Below are 17,308 nucleotides of genomic sequence, written 5' to 3' on the forward strand. Positions count from 1 at the left end.
AGCGGGAAATACCACGTTTGCATGAATCACGCTTACCGGGTTTGCAGTCCGATAAGCGGGATTAGGTTGTTGGCGATTAATTGATCGCCGCCCCTTGTTGGACCCAATTGTCGATAAGCGTGCGCTCGTCGTCAGTCATTTGGGTCATATTGCCAAGCGGCATATATTTGGTAGTGACAGTCTGCGCTATGCGTGGACTGTTGGCTTGAATCTCCTGAGGCGTATCAAGAATTACCCCTGCAGGTGCTGCAGCAAAGGCAGCATGTGTCGGAGTTGCTGAGTGACACACTGAGCAGCGTTCCTGAATCACCTGATTGATGATCGCAAAGTTCACTCCACCGTCGGCTGGTTGCTCAGAGGTATTGGCAGCTTGAGCGTTATCCGTAGATGTAGCTTGTGTCGCTGTTTCCGCAGGCGCTTCAACCGCGACTGGCGCTTTCGCTACTAGAGCGGCTGGTCTGTTAGCATACGGCGAAGTCACAAACGCAAGCGTGATCATACCCAGTGCTGCCACAGGAACAGTCCAAGCAAATTTCTGGCTACCATGACGAGTATTAAAGTAATGGCGAACCAAGATACTAAAGATCGCAAGGCCAGCAAGAATTGCCCAGTTGTATTCTGAACCATAGGTGCTTGGGAAATGGTTACTGATCATAATGAACAGCACGGGTAGCGTCAGATAGTTGTTGTGACGAGAGCGTAGCAAACCTTTCGCTGGTAGCGCTGGATCAGGTTCACGACCTTCTTCAATCGCACTGACCAAGTTACGCTGCGCAGGCATGATCACTCGGAATACGTTACCTACCATGATGGTACCGATAATGGCACCGACATGAATGTAAGCACCACGGCCACTAAACACCTGAGACAGACCGTAGGTTGCGCCTACTAACAGTACGAATAGCACCGCACCTAATAGCATTGGCGTCTTACCTAATGGCGAGTCACACAATAGGTCGTAGATAAACCAGCCTGCAACCAAGGCACCAATACCAATCGCAATCGCTGTGCTCGGCTCCATACCTGAGCCAGGCGCAATCAAGTAAATCTCAGCGTTGAGGTAGTAAACCACACCCAGTAGCAGTACACCGGTGATCCAAGTGAAATATGCTTCCCACTTAAACCAATGTAGGTGTTCTGGCATTTCTGGCGGCGCAAGTTTGTACTTCTCTAGGTGATAAATACCACCACCGTGAATCGCCCAAAGATCGCCCGATAGGCCCGTTTTTGGATTGACGCGATTCAAGTTGTTTTCTAGCCAAACAAAGTAAAACGAAGCACCAATCCATGCGATGCCAACTATCATGTGAACCCAGCGAATCGCTAAGTTCAACCACTCCGTGATATGTGGATCCATAATAAATTCCTTCTTACAGCACTCTACTCAGAGAGCATTACTTCCTGTCTGTTACTCGCCGGAATATCTTCTAAGTGTAGTGAAACCAAATCGGCTTCAAAGAAGACTTCATCACAGTTATGCCCCTCTCCACCTCGGTCAACGATCAGGAACTGGTCTTGATCGGTCAACGCAAGTACTGGGTGGTGCCAAACACCTTTGTGGTAATTAACACCTTGGCGGCCATTGCTATAAAACGCGCGGCAATTTTGCAGTGATGGGTTGTCTCCTTTGGGAGCAACAACAATGAGATACGGTTGACCAAGCAATGGAACAAATGCCTGTGACCCTAGCGGATGACGTTCTAGCATTGAAATCGTTAACGGGTAACTAAGCGGTGTTGCTTGAAAGATGCTGATGATGGCTTCACCACCTTGATCTTGCACATCCGTCTTGGCCAGCTTGTGATAACGACGAGTCGAGCCATTGTTGATCATGAAGTAGTCACTGTTATCGACTTCAATCACATCACCAAACTCAGCAAAAGCTTGTTTGGTTAAAGGTTCGATTGCTATACGGCGAATTCCATTGCTCATAATCGTCCCCTCGCTTATTTCGCTTTTGTGCCAAACAAACGCAGACGGCTAATACCACCATCAGGGAAAATATTCAGACGAACGTGCGTGATTGCACCTAGGTCATTCACCTCTGAGGCAAACTCGTGAATATCATGAGCTTTAAGTTTCTGAGCAGGTAGCAGTTCACGCCAGAACAGGCTTTGCGTTGCAACTTGGTCGTCTGTACCACCTTTCACATACGCTGCCTGAATTGAACAGCTGTCAGGGAAGTTACCTTTAAAGTGCGCGGTATCAACCACTACGCGATCTACGTTACCTGCGTTACCTAGCGCAACAATCACCCAGTCGTTACCTGGTGTACGGCGACGCGCGGTTTCCCAGCCGTCACCCATGTTCTCACCACGGCCAGGACCAAGGATGTTTGATTTGTTGCCATAGTGCTCGTCACTACAAGCTAGCGCGCGACCACCATTTTCTACTGCAGCTAGGTCAACTTGTTGCTGCGGGTCAATACGATCCCAATCCACACTCGGACGACCGTAAACACGTAGACGTGCCACACCACCATCTGGGTATATATTTAAACGTAAGTGAGTGAATACTTCTTCGCTAACAATTTCTTCTAGGTGATGATGGTCACCTTGAAGGCTCATTGATGGCAGGATCTCTTGCCACTCTGTCGCATCCGTTGGGTCACCGTCTGGTGAATAACATGCATCGATTGACGCTGACGGTGGGAAGTTACCGGTAAAGAAAGAAGTGTCGATGTCGACGCCAGCAATGGTGCCAGCAAGGCCAAGGCGAATCACACAGTAATCGTAGCCTTCACCACGTTTACGGCGGCTTTCCCAGCCATCCATCCATTTGCCGTTATCATCGTATAAATCGTCTTTCCACTCAGGCGCTTCACGGCGCAGTAGGCGGCTTTTATCAGCAAAGAAATCGTCAGTGGCGAAGATAGCTTCTGCGCCTAGTTTATCGTCAGCAAGGTTAATGTATTGTTCAAAGTCTAAGGACATTTCCTTTATCCTTCCAATTATTCAAAAATAGGTTAATGAGTAGTAGTGTTAAAACGAGACAGTCGACCTCTCCGTGACTTACATATCTCGTAAGCGAAACAGGGCAATCTTGTTGATTTCCTGGATCGCAGTAGCAAACTCAGTGTCACTATCATTGCCTAATCGCTTCTCGAACGATTCAAGAATTTGGTAACGATTGGCCCCTTTCACTGCCATGATGAAGGGAAAGTTGAAGCGTTGTTTGTAACTGTCGTTGTACGTAGTGAATTTTTCGAACTCTTCAGCGCTGCACTGATCGATACCAGCTCCTGCCTGTTCAGCAGTCGATGCCGCTGTGAGTTCACCATTGATTGCTGCTCGACCTGCTAAATCAGGGTGAGCATTAATAAGTGCAAGTTGCTTAGCCTTTTCCGCATCCAGCAGCGTTTCCGCCAATCTTAAATGCAGGTTAGCCACAAAGTTGTCTTGGTCGCTAAGCCCTTGATCGTAGACCGATTCTGCGACCCATGGGCTATGCTCATACACATCACCAAAGTGAGAGACAAATTCCGAACGTGCCATCTGTGATGGTTTGCAAAAACGAAATTCAGTCATATTATTTCTCCTCTTGTGGTGTGTATGGGTGGTTCTCGTGCCAGTGACGAGCGATATCAACACGGCGACATAGCCAAACATCATCGTGCTGTTTTACGTAATCTAAAAAGCGTTTCAGTGAGGCGATACGCCCCGGACGACCAATCAGGCGACAGTGCAAACCAACTGACATCATTTTTGGCGCTGTTTCACCTTCGGCATAAAGCGTATCGAAGGTATCTTTAAGGTATTGATAGAACTGCTCACCGGAGTTGAAGCCCTGCACCGTAGCAAAGCGCATGTCATTAACGTCTAAGGTGTAAGGGATCACCAACTGTGGCTGACCCGTTTCGGTGTGCCAGTAAGGCAAGTCATCATCGTAGGCATCCGAGTCGTATAGAAAGCCACCTTCTTCCGCAACAATCCGACGAGTATTCGGGCCAGTTCGACCTGTGTACCAACCTAAAGGTCGTTCACCGGTAATCTCTTTGATGATCTCAATCGCTTTCATCATATGGTCACGCTCTTGTGACTCATCCATGTATTGGTAATCAATCCAGCGATAACCATGGCTACAGATCTCATGACCTGCTTGTACCATCGCTTGTGCAACGTCTGGGTGGCGCTCAATTGCCATCGCTACAGCAAAAACCGTAAGAGGAATTTCATACTCATCAAACAGTTTTAGAACTCGCCACACACCTGCGCGGCTACCATATTCATAGATAGATTCCATACTGATGTGACGCTCACCTTTAATAGGCTGTGCGGCTGGAATCTCAGATAGAAAGGCTTCAGACTCTTCATCCCCATGCAGAAGGCAACGTTCTCCGCCCTCTTCATAATTCAATACAAACGACACGGCGATACGAGCTCCACCAGGCCATTTAGGGTGAGGAGGATTCGCCCCATAGCCAATTAGATCTCGTGAATAATCCTTATCCATTCAGGCTCTCCTTAAACCAAGACAATTCGTAGCTGTCTTTTTAATTTCATACATTCATTGTATACAATAAATTATCTTAATGTAAAGATTTTGTTGTTAAAGTTACTTTATCGAGACACAACCTTATATTTCATAGACTTAGCCAATAAGCCTTAATCTTTCTCGATTCGCTTGATGTCACACATTTCACTTTTTGCTACTTTTAATAATAACATTTTTATAACAACGCGCTTTACTATATGGATATTTTGTGTACATATATAGGTATCAAAAGCAAAGTTAGAACAACTTTGTATACAATAAGAAACCTCAAAAAATTAGGAGAGCGCTTAGCGCTATTAATGATTATGGGTAAATTGACCACACACGTATTGGATACAATGCATGGCGTTCCCGGAGCTGACATTCTCGTTGAGTTGTTTCGCATCGAAGGCAATAGCGTGACAAAAATCAAAACGGTCACCACTAACTTCGATGGACGTACAGACGAGCCAGTGCTTGAAGGTGAGGCATTCACAACAGGCAAATACCAATTGGTTTTCCATGTAGCAGACTATTACCGTAAGAGAGATGTCGATCTTGGTGAAGTGCCATTCCTAGATGATGTGGTCATCCGCTTTGGTCTTGGTGAAGAAGGCGCGCATTATCATGTTCCGCTGCTTGTTTCTCCATACAGTTTCTCAACGTACCGCGGCAGCTAAAAAGAATTTCTAACAACGTCAAACTTAACATTCATCAGGAAAATTGGAGTCTAGGTCGCGAGCCAAAAGAGCCGGCAGCACACTAGAGCGTGGTATTCAATTGAAGAAACACCCAAACAAAAGGACTTGCTGACATGAACGAAAGCAAAGCAGAAGTGCTTAATAACGAAGGTCAAACTGGTGGCCTTTTAGAGCGCTTTTTCAAACTGAAAGCACATGGAACCAGCGTAAAGAATGAAATGATCGGGGGGATCACCACGTTCGCTACAATGGCCTACATCATTTTCGTTAACCCTCAAATCATGGCTGCATCAGGGATGGACTCAGGTGCGGTATTCGTCGCAACCTGTATTGGTGCCGCGATCGGTTGTTTACTCATGGGTCTTTTTGCTAACTGGCCTGTCGGTCTAGCTCCGGGCATGGGCTTAAACGCGTTCTTCTCATTTACTGTGGTTAGCGAAATGGGTTACAGCTGGGAAGTGGCGTTAGGCGCGGTATTCCTGTCAGGTATCCTCTTCGTCGGGATGAGCTTTTATAAAGTCCGCCAGTGGATTATTGAGAGTATTCCAGTCAGCTTACGCTACTCGATGACCGCAGGTGTTGGTCTATTTCTTGGTCTTATCGGTCTTAAAACGGCTGGTATCGTCGTTGAAAATCCAGCAACATTAGTCTCACTTGGTGACTTCACTAAGCCTGATGCTATGCTAGCTGCAATCGCGTTTTTGATCATTGCGGTACTGAGCGAGCGTAAAGTGTTTGGCGCTGTGCTTATCGGTATTTTAAGTGTCACGGTGGTTGGCATGATGCTAGGTCTAGTTCAATACAATGGCTTCTTTGCGGCTCCGCCAAGCATTGCCCCAACCTTTATGGCAATGGACATTGCTGGCGCGTTCAACATTTCGATGATCAGCGTAATCTTAGCCTTCCTATTCGTTAACATGTTCGATACGGCAGGTACACTAATGGGTGTTGCAGAACGCGCACATCTAATGAACAAAGAAACGGGTAAAATTGAAGGGCTTAGCAAGGCGTTAAAAGCTGACTCAATTTCAAGTGTGGCTGGCGCGTGTGTCGGCTGTCCACCAGTAACGAGTTACGTAGAAAGTGCGGCAGGTGTTGCTGCGGGTGCTCGTACCGGTTTATCTGCTATTGTTGTTGCTGCACTATTCTTAGCTGCGATTTTCCTATCACCACTAGCAGGTATGATCCCTGCGTATGCGACAGCGGGTGCACTGATTTACGTTGCCTTTGTGATGATGAGCAGTATGCAGCATGTCGATTGGAAAGACTTCACTAACGGCGCTCCTGCTGCAATCACTGCACTGATGATGCCGTTAACCTTCTCAATCGCGAACGGTATTGCACTAGGCTTTATCACTTACACAGTACTTAAAGTCGCGACCGGCAAGACAAAAGATGTATCAATTTCGATGTACATTCTGACTGTTATCTTCGTCGCTAAACTTATCTACATCTAATCGCTCCAACCTGAAGAAAACTAGCCTGAACGCTTGTTTAGGCTAGTTTTCTACACCCAAAATTCGAGACCCTACGTAGTTTGTAGAAGTCAATTGCCCAGTCAACGAGAGATAAAACCACTCAAGTCTCTCCGAGGTATAACCAATGAAACTTCTGTATACACTCAACCAAAGACCGCCTCACGGCATCACTCTACTTCTAGCTCTACAGCACATGCTTGCCTCAATTGGCGGTATTGTCGCCGTACCACTTATCGTTGGCGCTTCTATTGGACTGCCAAACCAAGAAATCGTCTCTCTTATCAATGCTGCACTGCTGGCCTCTGGTATTGTCACCATGGCGCAATGTATTGGCCTTGGCCCTATCGGGATTCGCTTACCTGTGGTGATGGGCTCTAGCTTTGCCTTTTTAGGTGTTGCAATTGCCATCGGCCGCGAAGGCGGAGTCGCCAGTATTATGGGCTCTGCACTGGTCGGTTCGTTCGTCGTGATCCTCGCCAGTTTCTACATGGATAAAGTGAAAAAGCTCTTTCCAACCGTGGTCAGCGGCGTGGTCGTCACCTTGATAGGTTTAACCATATTACCTGTCGCCATGAACTGGGTCGGTGACGCTCCAGCATCGAGCGAAAACTTTGCCACTCTACCAAAACTGTTCTTAGCGATTGTGTCACTGGGTATCGTGGTTGCGGTATCGGTCTACTGTAAAGGCGCGGTGGCAGCTTCTGCGATTGTTATTGGCCTAGCCGGTGGCTACATCGTCGCACTATCACTGGGTATGGTTAACCTGGATGACATTTCCTCTGCGGCATGGGTTGGTGGGCCAGAACCACTCAAATATGGCCTAACTTTCGAAGCCAGTGCCATTGTGAGTATGAGTTTGGTTTACATCGTGGTAATCGCAGAGGCAACCGGTGACTTTATGGCACTCGCGAATAACTGTGACAAGAAGATCTCGGGTAAAGACCTACAGCGCGGTCTACTAGGTGATGGTCTAGGCAGTACGCTTTCTTCGATTCTTACCGCAATGCCGCTGGCATCTTTTAGCCAAAATGTTGGTATTGTCGGCATCACTGGCGTTGCAAGCCGCTACGTGGTTGCCGCAACAGGTGGCCTACTGATCTTAGGCGGCTTGTTCCCTAAATTAGCTGCTATAGCGGTAACCATTCCAAAGCCAGTGCTTGGCGGTGTCGGTTTCGTCATGTTCGGCATGATTGCTTACGCTGGTATTCGCATGCTGATCATGGCAGCAGATACTAAACGCAACGCTTTGGTTATCTGTGTTGGTTTAGCATCAGGTCTGGCAGTGACATTTGAGCCTCGCTTATTGCAACACTTACCTCATGATATCGCTAACTTCCTCCACTCAGGCATTACGACAGGTACGATTGTGACCGTGATCCTGCACCAACTGTTACCTAAGTCAAGCAACCAAGAAGTACGTGAAGCCTTAACGGAAAGCAAAGACCAATTTGAAGAGAAAATCATCCGTAAATCGGATAACGAAGAGCAAACTGAAGCCGTTCAAAGCAAACTCGAAGCGAAAACCAGCGATTAGTAATAACGCAAAAGGAGACATAAGCTCTGTTACCATCTGTCACCAAGAACAGAGCTTTGACACAATAACCCCGCTAGCGATGACTAGCATGACTTTCAACTAAAACGTTTAAGACCCTCTCCCCTGAAATGGCTGAGATGGCTAAGGACTATTATGAATGGAAACCATCTGGATTAAGAATCCACTGGCAATTTACACTGATAATCAGCAAGACGCCCAAGGCGGTGTCGTGGTGAAAGGCAATCAAATTGTCGAACTCATTCCAAAGCATGGGACACCCTATCATCACATTGATTACGTGGTTGATGCTTCACGCCATGTCGTGACACCGGGGCTGATTAATGCCCACCACCACTTTTATCAAACCTTAACCCGCGCCTATCCTGACGCGTTAAATAAAGAACTTTTCCACTGGCTTAAAAGTCTTTACCCCGTTTGGGCTAATCTCGATGAAGAGATGATGAGCGTGGCGACCGAGCTTGCCTTAGTTGAGTTGATGCTTTCTGGCTGCACCACCGCCTCTGACCATCATTACCTACTCCCGAATGGACTAGAGCACGCGATTGATCTTCAAGTTGAAGCGGCGCAAAAGCTTGGAGTCCGTGCCATCTTCACTCGCGGTTCAATGAGCTTAGGCGAAGATGATGGCGGCCTACCGCCAAGGCATACTATCCAAACCGAGCAAGCGATTGTCGATGATAGCTATAGGCTAATTCGTCAGTACCACCAGCACCACGATGGCGCGATGACGCAAATTGCCCTTGCGCCCTGCTCACCTTTCTCTGTCACCACCGACTTAATGAAAGAGACTGCCGTTATCGCCAAACAAGAAAACGTCATGATGCACACTCATTTGTGTGAAACACTCGATGAAGAAGATTTCTGCGTTGAGAAATTTGGCTTACGTCCGGTGGATTATCTTGAAGATGTCGGCTGGCTCAATGAGCGAACATGGCTGGCACACGGCATCCATTTCAACACTGAAGAGATCCGCCGTTTAGGCCAAGCCGGTGTCGGAATCAGTCACTGCCCAACCTCAAACATGATGTTGGCTTCTGGCATTTGTAAGAACAATGACCTTGAAGCAGCAGGCGTTAAAGTAGGTTTAGGTGTTGATGGCAGCGCATCAAATGACGGTTCAAACATGATTGCCGAAGTGCGCATGGCGATGTATTTACAACGTCTGCAATACGGCTCTGCCAATGTGACTCATTTTGACGCGCTGCGCTGGGCAACCAAAGGCTCCGCGCAAGCGATGGGACGCAACGACATTGGTGAACTCACCGCAGGCAAGCAAGCCGACATCGCGATGTTTAAGCTCGATGATATTCGTTTCTCAGGCAGTCATGACCCGCTGGCAGCACTACTGTTATGTGGAGCTCAACAAGCAGACCGCGTAATGGTCGCCGGACATTGGCGCGTCATGAATGGTGAAGTGATTGGCGTCGACATTCACCAATTGATGGAACGTCATAAACACGCAGCAAAACGCTTAGCCAAAAAAGCATTGGGTGAGTAACCATGATAATGCCTCAGACACTCTGAGGCATTTTTCTATCACTCTACCCATAAGTTCTCACTGGTTATAAATCACAGCGATACCTACTTAGTTCAATGAGTGTACCAATTTGGAATCATTTAGATCTCTAACAATTTTATATATCTAGCTGGGTATTTAGTTCATTTTCGTATTATGAGTGACGCTGCATAGCTCGTAATGTATATTGACCACTTCTCAAATAAGGACGATGTGGACTGTAGTGCTGACTAACGGATTAGAAAAGTGGCTTGGGGTAAACCGTACTCAAGAAGAATTTAGGGAAAGCGTTTTTGTCTTTGCCTCTTTAACGGTGTTGTCTTCCGTACTAAGCCTGTTTATTTACTACAACACTCTATTCATTCCTAACCTTTTGCTCGCATCAATCGAAGCCGTTGGCCTAGGCTTTTGTTCATTGGCTTATTTTTGGTTGTGGAAGAGCCGTAATGTTAAAATCGCGGCGACCATCATGGTTTCAGTGATGACCGCAGTCAGCTTGCTGTTTATCGTAGGCTCAGGTCACAGCGAGTTTGCATTGGCATTCTCTTTTTTAACGCCTGTGGTGGCGATATTTGTTCTTGGCTACAAAGTTGGCGCTGTCTTTAGCTTGTTAAACTTTGCGATTATTGCCTATATCTGTTTGATCGATATGCATAATTGGCCGCCGATCCCATTTGATACCATCAGCTTCATTCACCTGTCTATCGTCTATCTGTTTTTGTTTGCGATTGCCTATTTCTATGACTCTGGACGCCGAAAAACATTGGCGCTACTCAAAGAGTCCAACCGACAACTGCAAGCCTTATCTCATACCGATATGCTGACTCAACTCTTTAACCGTCGTCATATGGAAGCGCTACTGCAAGAGCCACAAAAAGTGCAATGGCTGGCAATAGTCGATATTGATGACTTCAAGAAGATCAACGATGACTATGGTCATGATGTCGGTGATCAAGTATTGATCCAGACAGCACGTACCTTAGAAGCGGAAACCACGCATGTTGGTCAAGTCGGGCGATGGGGCGGTGAAGAATTTCTAATTGCGTTTGAGGTTGCGGATTATTCAATCATCGAAGAGTGCATGAACTCAATTCAAACCAAGATCGCGAGTCAAAACTTTGGGCTTGAACGACCGGTTACCGTAAGTTGTGGCGTTGCCCATCACCAAGGCGCTGTAAAGACTGAGGCGTTTCGCCGCGCTGATGAAGCACTTTATCAAGCCAAAAATTCAGGCAAGAATTGTTTTCATGTGGCTGTTAGCCCTGGGCAATAAAATCTTTATCGCGGGTGTTGTGTTCCAAAATACTTCTTGTTAGATTGAAAAAATGAAATATATATCCGCACCTTCACTATTCTTCTTCTGGTGGCGCTCTAAATAGAGCGGCGCGGAATTCTTACATTCTTATGCTGCTGGAAGGTAGCTAAGATTGTCATCTCTTTTGTATCTCCAGTAGCGATCTATTTTCCTTGGAGATATACATATGAAAACTCAACAACACACTGAACCTAAAGAAATTATCCTTACTGGCGACCGAGCAACTGGCCCATTACATCTCGGTCATTACGTTGGATCTTTAAAGCAGCGGGTCGCATTGCAATCCACTTGTGAGCAAAACATTCTAGTTGCAGACATGCAAGGTCTGACTGATAACGCACATAACCCGAGTAAGGTCTCATCCAACATTCTCAATGTGGTCGCAGATTATCTCGCTGTTGGTATCGACCCTTCACATACCACCATTTGTCTGCAATCTCAGCTCCCAGCCTTGGCTGAACTGACCATGTTCTACAGCAACTTAGTTACCATCGCTAGACTGGAAAGAAACCCAACCGTAAAAAGTGAAATTCAAAGCAAAGGCTTTCAACGTTCGTTACCCGCAGGGTTTCTCACCTACCCGATTTCTCAAGCAGCGGATATCACCGCATTCAACGCCACTTTAGTTCCTGTCGGTGATGACCAACTGCCTATGCTGGAACAAACCAATGAAATCGTCAGAAAACTCAACGCGCTAGCGGGTAAAACAGTGCTCAAAGAGTGCAAGCCGCTGCTAAGCAACGCCTCAAGACTACCAAGCACTGACGGCAAAAACAAGATGTCAAAAAGCATGGGTAACGCGATTAACCTTAGCTCATCAGAAAAGGAGATTAGCGCAGCAGTAAAATCCATGTATACCGACCCTAATCATTTGCGAGTTGAAGACCCAGGCAGTGTGGAAGGAAACGTGGTATTTACCTATCTCGACGCTTTTCACTCCGATCCTGCTTATGTCGCTCAGCTTAAAGAGCACTACCAAGCTGGCGGTCTTGGTGACGGCACGACCAAAAAGATCCTCGAAGAGTGCTTGCAAGATATGCTGCGTCCAATCCGAGAAAAGCGCGCCATGTATTTAGATGATAAAGCTCAGCTAATCGAGATCCTATCGAAAGGAAGCCAACTTTCTCGCGAGAAGACAGCTCAAGTCTTATTTGATGTAAAAGGTGTGTTCGGTCTGAACATCCTTTGAAGTAAAGCCACAGTTGTATGAGCTTCGGGTTAGATGCCCTTCCTAGATTTGATCCGAAGCCCACATACTTGGTTAATCTGCTCCAAACCACTCACTCGGCACTTTTACCGCCACCACTTCGGCTTTGCAGCACAGTTCCCCCTGCGAATATAGCTCACACTCGACGACAATCTTCTTCGCTGACGCTTCAACAATGTTGGCGGTCAGATGTACGCTCTGTTGGAGTGGGACAGGCTTTAAGAAGGAAACATTAAGGTTGCCAGTGGCAAACCATACTGGCTCACCTCCACCCACCTCTTGCCCTTGCATCTGATAACCTTTAGCAATGGCCATACACACACAATGACAATCAATGATGGTAGAGATGATGCCGCCATTAAGGAAATGAGTTGGCCCTGCACAATGATGATGGGAAGGCGTAAAATTGCAGGTCGCCTCAGAGTTTGATTGCCAATAGCTTTTGATTTGTAAACCCAGCTCATTATCGCTCCCGCAGCCATAACAATGGTTATTAGGGATCTGATCTTGAATCGCTATCTGTTGCTGCATAACACCACCTATAATCAGAGTTCTCTAGTGACTATAGACTGCAATAGCCGGTATGTTATTGCTTTGGAATACAATTTTCCATTTGTTCAGCAAGCCATTCAATAAAGTTGGACTCCAAACGGCTTACACTGCTTGGCTCTGTAAGCACCATGTATCGATGACCTGATGGAACAAACCCAAATGGGGCAATCAAGTGTGCGGCGCTGGGCTGCTGCTGTTTGGAGCCATGTTGGGTTTAAAAAACTAAAAAAGAGGCTGCGCAAGGTAGCCTCTTCAAACAATTAAGCGCAGCTAAACCAACTCACCCGCCCCCTGGATTGAGCGAGCACTGTTTTCAACTAAGAACACGGTCGCAGTTTGCTTAAGCATTTCCCACTCACTGTCCTCAACAAAAATCCCCTCTTCCCAAGAGCTCTTTTGCGCGCGGCTTAGCTCTGCACTGTCAATGTGAATCGCATAGCCCTCCGAGCTCTCAGCAACATCAAAGTCTTGTGTCGCAAGCTCGATAGTCATGGAGTGGAAATCGCTGTGATCGCTTGCTAATTGGTCAGAGAAGAAAACCTCTGGTGCCACGCAGCCACGGTTAAGTACGTACAAGGCGCGCTTCGGGCTTGTTCCATTCACCCACTGCGCTCGACACGCAATGCCTTTCGCCGCCAATCGCACCAGCTCACTGTATGCTAACCAGCGGTTATGACACTGCTTTAGCGTGATAGTGACCGCTTTGGATTCAACCATATTCTCTAAAGCAAAGTCCAACACAGCTGGAAGATGACAAGCAACGCTACCGCCATGAAAATCGACATCAAAACGACCCGGCTTGTGATTCTGAATCGAAACCGCACAATCTGAATCTAGGCTAAGAAACTGGCTGGCATTATTAAAATGCCTAACACCATTGAGCCCGACCATCTGAAGATCAGCGACCATATTGGCTATCACATCCGCTTCACCACAGTGGCGACGCATACCCAAAAAGGCTTTGTTGACCGCTGCAACCAGTTCATTGTGAGACACGATCATGATGCAATCCCTCCATTGATTGTCTGATTATCACTTTGAGCCACTTCTTGTGCGCTCGGCATAATTGGGAAAATCCACGTATCGCAATAGTTAGGGTCATTAATCTCTTCAAGTAGCGGAGCGCCTTGGAAGAAAGTCACTCGCACCCAACGGTCAGATCTAGGATCAAACTTGGTTGCACCAAACACCGCCAGTTTGCAACGTAACAGATGCATAGGCAGCGCATCTTCGCGCAACACATTCATTTGGATGTCACCCATTTCTCTGCAACCTAGCGTCCAAACACGACGCGTAATCGCACGATATTGAGGATGCTGGAGTAAGAACTCCGCCACACTCATCTCTTGTGGGCATTGAGTCAATGCCAAGTACAAACGATTCGCTTGTCGACCAATATCTAATGGTAGCTCTCGCTCTTCACCGATTTCTTCACCGCGTACACCAAGTCTTGGCTCTTCTTTATCTTGTGAGCGATACCAGAACCAGTAGTTATTCTCGCTTAGCGAGTAATCGGCTTCTACTGCCCACTGATATTTTTGCTTCATCAAGCTAACCAACTCTTCAACCTTCTTGCCACTCGGGATCGCAAGCGTTTCGCTGGTGTTCATTTGATTTTCGTACTTGTCCACCAGCGTCGGATAAAGCTCAAGCAAGCATGAAGTCAGGATTTCTTGGGCTTCCAAACTCATGGTCTCTGCTTGCTTGAGAACGGCGCTCCAATTTGGCTCGCAAGTCATCACTTGCGGCAAACGATCAATCAACTGCTCAATATCGCTAAGCGCTTGTTGATTCAAATGATCTTGGTATTCATTGATGGTAATAACCTGCTCTAAGTGACGCATGGCTTTGACCAACAAGGTATTCAGAGGTTGCTCAAACTGCATATCACAAGGCATGGCTAACACTTCGGCCACTGCGCGCTCTCTTGATGTCATCCACTGATCGACGATACATGGGTGATTAATAAGATATGGTGCCATACCTAAACCTGTCGCATTGCCCACCCCGAGGTAACGCTGCAAGCCTTTGTGCAACACAATCGCTTTATCACCACCTTGCTGCTCGGCTAAATAGTGCACCCAGTCTAGGCTGAACTCACGCAGTATATAAACCGCGCACATTTGAGCGCTAAATGACTGGTTGAAGTCTGGGTTATCTTCCAGCAACTTAAAATCAGCAATGCCAAATTTACCGTTTCCGTAAACCGCGGTGGTACGGAGGATGTAGCCCACTTCAGCCAGCTCTTTTGGCTCTGGTTGTTCACCACTCGCCAACGCACTGACAATATGCTCAAACACGCGAACACTCTTATTGGCACGAGCTAAAACCAACACATTATTTGGGTTACGGCCCGCTTCTTGTAGCGGCACATTCGCTCTTAACTGTTCGAGTAGCGTAACGTCAACATCGCCCTTTACTAAGGCAAACGTCACATCCCATTTTTCAGCAATAACGCGATCATTGCGCTCTTCGTCAGCGATCTCATCGCAAAATACCACTAAATGATAAGCTTGATTTGGTGTCGCCAGTTTGTAAATAACATGGCCAAAACCGCGTGGACACAGTTGCCAGTCATGCTTAGTAACTTGCCACTCTTGCTGAGCCATTTTACGAATCAAACTGCGCACAAAGCTGATTCGGTTTTGGTGCATTGCACCTAGCCTGTCAGGAGCCATGACGATGGCTGCATCACGCAGCGGGTTTTCAGTGTAAGTAGAACGATGTGCATCCATTTTGCTCACCACCTATTTTTTATTGTAAGAATAATTGGAGCTTGTGCAGGTGTAGGGGAATGCCCGCACAAGCTCATCGTTATTGGACTTGTTTATAGACCTTGCTCTTTAGCCATCTTGATTGCGATTTGCGGTGCGTTCCAAAGTGACGGCAGCAAAATCAGCGACACCGGAACGGCAGTTATCACAATGAAAGATTGCAAGGCTGAGATTCCACCTGAGCCTAAAGAGATAAGGATTAACGCTGTGATACCCATCGCCACACCCCAGAAGGTACGAACAATTGCATTCGGCTCTGTTTCACCGCTGATCACCACACTGATGGTGTAAGTCATTGAGTCACCTGTCGTCACAATGAAAATCGTGGTGAGAATCAGGAATAAAATCGAAACCAGCATCGGCAGAGGCAACTGCTGAGTGACCGCCAATAGCGCGCCTGGCAAATTAAACCCTTCAAAGGCTTTACTCACACTGCCCGGTTCAGCGATTTCAAACGCAAGGCCAGAGCCACCGACAATGGTGAACCAGAAACAGGTAGTTAACGGCGCAACAATGCTGATAGTAGAGATGATTTGGCGAATGCTGCGGCCGCGCGAGATACGAGCAATAAAGATAGCCATCATTGGTCCATAGCCTAAGAACCAACCCCAGAAGAATACGGTCCACCAGCTCAACCAACCTTCATCAGCGCGATAAGTCGCCATTGGAATGAAGTTATCTAGCATGCTGCCGACACCTTGAATGTAGCCATTGAAGATAAAGTCAGTTGGACCAAATAGCAGGATATAAATCATCAGAGCAATCGCTAGGATCACGTTGTAGCGACTTAGCATCTGCATGCCGCGGTTTAAGCCACTCAGCGCAGAAAGAGTGTAAAGAGCAATCGCAAATAGGATGATAATCAGCTGTGTGGTAAAGCCATCAGGAATATCAAACAAAGCGTTTAACGCGTAGCTAACCTGCAAGCCTAAGAAACCAATCGGACCAATGGTGCCCGCCGCAACCGCGATAATACAACACGCATCAATCAGTGCGCCGGTATGGCCTTTGAGCGCTCTTTCTCCCAAAACTGGATAAAGAAGAATGCGCGGTTTCAGTGGTAAGCCCTTGTCATAATGAAGATGCATCACAACAATCGAGGTTAAGCTGCCGACAATCGCCCAAGCAAGGAAACCCCAGTGCATAAAGGATTGCGACAGTGCGTTGACCGCCCCTTGTTGCGGGTTGTCTTGCGCGCCATACAGAGGTGGTGGGCTAACATAGTGAGCAATCGGCTCTGCTGCCGCCCAGAACACCCCGCCACCAGCCAGTAGCGTACAGAAGATAATTGCCATCCAACGGAATGCATCCATTTCAGGCTGAGTTGTACCACCTAAAATCACTTTGCCTGTTCGCCCTGCTGCTAATCCAAGACCAATAAGAAAAGTGAGAAGAAGTAGGATTTGCCAGTAAGGCCCGAAGACCTCCACAGACCAACCAAAGCCAGCATTAACGATAGAAGAGAGTAACTCACCATCGTACAGCGCTAAGGCAACAAATAGCGCGATAAAACCGCCGCTATACCAAAGTGCAGGATTACTTAATCCCAATTTGTCCGGTGAATTTTCAACACTCGTGTTGGAGGATTGTTGTGTTGCTTTCGATTGACCCGATGACATATTCATCGTGGTCTCTTTCATGCTATTGGTTAGATCAGACATACTCTGACTCCAGAACTGTTTTGCAGCAGCCGACAACTCGCAGCAAAGTTGAATTAACACCTACTTTGTAGTTTTT

At 47.1% G+C, this 17,308-nt stretch carries 15 protein-coding genes; 6 read left to right on the forward strand and 9 right to left on the reverse strand.

Annotated features, from left to right (window positions below; translation table 11 throughout):
* Positions 1 to 76: 76 nt before the first annotated feature.
* The 5 genes from ACHUFZ_RS07475 to puuE all read right to left on the reverse strand — a co-directional run bounded on the left by ACHUFZ_RS07475 (position 77) and on the right by puuE (position 4,452).
* The gene (locus tag ACHUFZ_RS07475) at positions 77 to 1,357 is read right to left on the reverse strand and encodes a urate hydroxylase PuuD (RefSeq protein WP_394126603.1); all 1,281 of its coding nucleotides are present in this window, start codon (positions 1,355 to 1,357) and stop codon (positions 77 to 79) included.
* Positions 1,358 to 1,380: 23 nt separating this feature from the next.
* On the reverse strand, positions 1,381 to 1,932 hold the full coding sequence (locus tag ACHUFZ_RS07480; protein WP_394126604.1) for an ureidoglycolate lyase: 552 nt from the start codon (positions 1,930 to 1,932) through the stop codon (positions 1,381 to 1,383).
* A 14-nt stretch (positions 1,933 to 1,946) separates the two neighbouring features.
* The gene (gene alc, locus ACHUFZ_RS07485) at positions 1,947 to 2,933 is read right to left on the reverse strand and encodes an allantoicase (RefSeq protein ID WP_394126605.1); all 987 of its coding nucleotides are present in this window, start codon (positions 2,931 to 2,933) and stop codon (positions 1,947 to 1,949) included.
* 78 nt (positions 2,934 to 3,011) lie between these two features.
* Positions 3,012 to 3,527, reverse strand: a complete 516-nt coding sequence (gene uraD, locus ACHUFZ_RS07490) for a 2-oxo-4-hydroxy-4-carboxy-5-ureidoimidazoline decarboxylase (protein ID WP_394126606.1) — start codon at positions 3,525 to 3,527, stop codon at positions 3,012 to 3,014.
* Between the two features lies 1 nt (position 3,528).
* Positions 3,529 to 4,452: an allantoinase PuuE gene (gene puuE, locus ACHUFZ_RS07495; RefSeq protein ID WP_394126607.1), complete on the reverse strand. Its 924-nt coding sequence runs from the start codon at positions 4,450 to 4,452 to the stop codon at positions 3,529 to 3,531.
* A 347-nt stretch (positions 4,453 to 4,799) separates the two neighbouring features.
* Here puuE and uraH point away from each other — a divergent pair, with 347 nt between their 5' ends.
* The 6 genes from uraH (at position 4,800) to trpS (ending at position 12,227) form a co-directional block, all read left to right on the forward strand.
* Positions 4,800 to 5,153 (forward strand): hydroxyisourate hydrolase, encoded by a 354-nt coding sequence (gene uraH / locus ACHUFZ_RS07500; RefSeq protein WP_394126916.1) that lies wholly within the window; start codon positions 4,800 to 4,802, stop codon positions 5,151 to 5,153.
* 134 nt (positions 5,154 to 5,287) lie between these two features.
* Positions 5,288 to 6,631: an NCS2 family permease gene (locus ACHUFZ_RS07505; RefSeq protein ID WP_394126608.1), complete on the forward strand. Its 1,344-nt coding sequence runs from the start codon at positions 5,288 to 5,290 to the stop codon at positions 6,629 to 6,631.
* A gap of 145 nt (positions 6,632 to 6,776) precedes the next feature.
* Positions 6,777 to 8,186: a nucleobase:cation symporter-2 family protein gene (locus ACHUFZ_RS07510; RefSeq protein WP_394126609.1), complete on the forward strand. Its 1,410-nt coding sequence runs from the start codon at positions 6,777 to 6,779 to the stop codon at positions 8,184 to 8,186.
* 157 nt (positions 8,187 to 8,343) lie between these two features.
* Complete coding sequence (locus ACHUFZ_RS07515; protein ID WP_394126610.1) at positions 8,344 to 9,705, forward strand: 8-oxoguanine deaminase; 1,362 nt, start codon at positions 8,344 to 8,346, stop codon at positions 9,703 to 9,705.
* 229 nt (positions 9,706 to 9,934) lie between these two features.
* The gene (locus ACHUFZ_RS07520; protein ID WP_394126611.1) at positions 9,935 to 10,996 is read left to right on the forward strand and encodes a GGDEF domain-containing protein; all 1,062 of its coding nucleotides are present in this window, start codon (positions 9,935 to 9,937) and stop codon (positions 10,994 to 10,996) included.
* A 208-nt stretch (positions 10,997 to 11,204) separates the two neighbouring features.
* Positions 11,205 to 12,227 (forward strand): tryptophan--tRNA ligase, encoded by a 1,023-nt coding sequence (gene trpS, locus ACHUFZ_RS07525; protein WP_394126612.1) that lies wholly within the window; start codon positions 11,205 to 11,207, stop codon positions 12,225 to 12,227.
* A 72-nt stretch (positions 12,228 to 12,299) separates the two neighbouring features.
* Here the strand turns inward: trpS and ACHUFZ_RS07530 are convergent, their stop codons facing one another.
* The 4 genes from ACHUFZ_RS07530 to ACHUFZ_RS07545 all read right to left on the reverse strand — a co-directional run bounded on the left by ACHUFZ_RS07530 (position 12,300) and on the right by ACHUFZ_RS07545 (position 17,232).
* Positions 12,300 to 12,776 (reverse strand): PaaI family thioesterase, encoded by a 477-nt coding sequence (locus tag ACHUFZ_RS07530; protein ID WP_394126613.1) that lies wholly within the window; start codon positions 12,774 to 12,776, stop codon positions 12,300 to 12,302.
* 291 nt (positions 12,777 to 13,067) lie between these two features.
* On the reverse strand, positions 13,068 to 13,799 hold the full coding sequence (locus tag ACHUFZ_RS07535; RefSeq protein ID WP_394126614.1) for a DUF3726 domain-containing protein: 732 nt from the start codon (positions 13,797 to 13,799) through the stop codon (positions 13,068 to 13,070).
* Positions 13,796 to 15,532, reverse strand: coding sequence for a hypothetical protein (locus ACHUFZ_RS07540; RefSeq protein WP_394126615.1), 1,737 nt, complete (start codon positions 15,530 to 15,532; stop codon positions 13,796 to 13,798). The genes ACHUFZ_RS07535 and ACHUFZ_RS07540 overlap by 4 nt, the downstream gene beginning before the upstream one ends.
* Before the next feature lie 92 nt (positions 15,533 to 15,624).
* Positions 15,625 to 17,232: a BCCT family transporter gene (locus tag ACHUFZ_RS07545; protein WP_394126616.1), complete on the reverse strand. Its 1,608-nt coding sequence runs from the start codon at positions 17,230 to 17,232 to the stop codon at positions 15,625 to 15,627.
* Positions 17,233 to 17,308: the final 76 nt, after the last annotated feature.

The sequence above is a fragment of the Vibrio hepatarius genome, from assembly GCF_043642085.1.
Lineage (GTDB): Bacteria > Pseudomonadota > Gammaproteobacteria > Enterobacterales > Vibrionaceae > Vibrio > Vibrio hepatarius_C.

Excerpts from the sequence above, each read along its gene's own strand:
- ACHUFZ_RS07475 (WP_394126603.1), bottom strand. The coding sequence starts at position 1,357 with ATGGATCCACATATCACGGAGTGGTTGAACTTAGCGATTCGCTGGGTT.
- ACHUFZ_RS07480 (WP_394126604.1), bottom strand. The coding sequence starts at position 1,932 with ATGAGCAATGGAATTCGCCGTATAGCAATCGAACCTTTAACCAAACAA.
- alc (WP_394126605.1), bottom strand. The coding sequence starts at position 2,933 with ATGTCCTTAGACTTTGAACAATACATTAACCTTGCTGACGATAAACTA.
- uraD (WP_394126606.1), bottom strand. The coding sequence starts at position 3,527 with ATGACTGAATTTCGTTTTTGCAAACCATCACAGATGGCACGTTCGGAA.
- puuE (WP_394126607.1), bottom strand. The coding sequence starts at position 4,452 with ATGGATAAGGATTATTCACGAGATCTAATTGGCTATGGGGCGAATCCT.
- uraH (WP_394126916.1), top strand. The coding sequence starts at position 4,800 with ATGGGTAAATTGACCACACACGTATTGGATACAATGCATGGCGTTCCC.
- ACHUFZ_RS07505 (WP_394126608.1), top strand. The coding sequence starts at position 5,288 with ATGAACGAAAGCAAAGCAGAAGTGCTTAATAACGAAGGTCAAACTGGT.
- ACHUFZ_RS07510 (WP_394126609.1), top strand. The coding sequence starts at position 6,777 with ATGAAACTTCTGTATACACTCAACCAAAGACCGCCTCACGGCATCACT.
- ACHUFZ_RS07515 (WP_394126610.1), top strand. The coding sequence starts at position 8,344 with ATGGAAACCATCTGGATTAAGAATCCACTGGCAATTTACACTGATAAT.
- ACHUFZ_RS07520 (WP_394126611.1), top strand. The coding sequence starts at position 9,935 with ATGTGGACTGTAGTGCTGACTAACGGATTAGAAAAGTGGCTTGGGGTA.
- trpS (WP_394126612.1), top strand. The coding sequence starts at position 11,205 with ATGAAAACTCAACAACACACTGAACCTAAAGAAATTATCCTTACTGGC.
- ACHUFZ_RS07530 (WP_394126613.1), bottom strand. The coding sequence starts at position 12,776 with ATGCAGCAACAGATAGCGATTCAAGATCAGATCCCTAATAACCATTGT.
- ACHUFZ_RS07535 (WP_394126614.1), bottom strand. The coding sequence starts at position 13,799 with ATGATCGTGTCTCACAATGAACTGGTTGCAGCGGTCAACAAAGCCTTT.
- ACHUFZ_RS07540 (WP_394126615.1), bottom strand. The coding sequence starts at position 15,532 with ATGGATGCACATCGTTCTACTTACACTGAAAACCCGCTGCGTGATGCA.
- ACHUFZ_RS07545 (WP_394126616.1), bottom strand. The coding sequence starts at position 17,232 with ATGTCTGATCTAACCAATAGCATGAAAGAGACCACGATGAATATGTCA.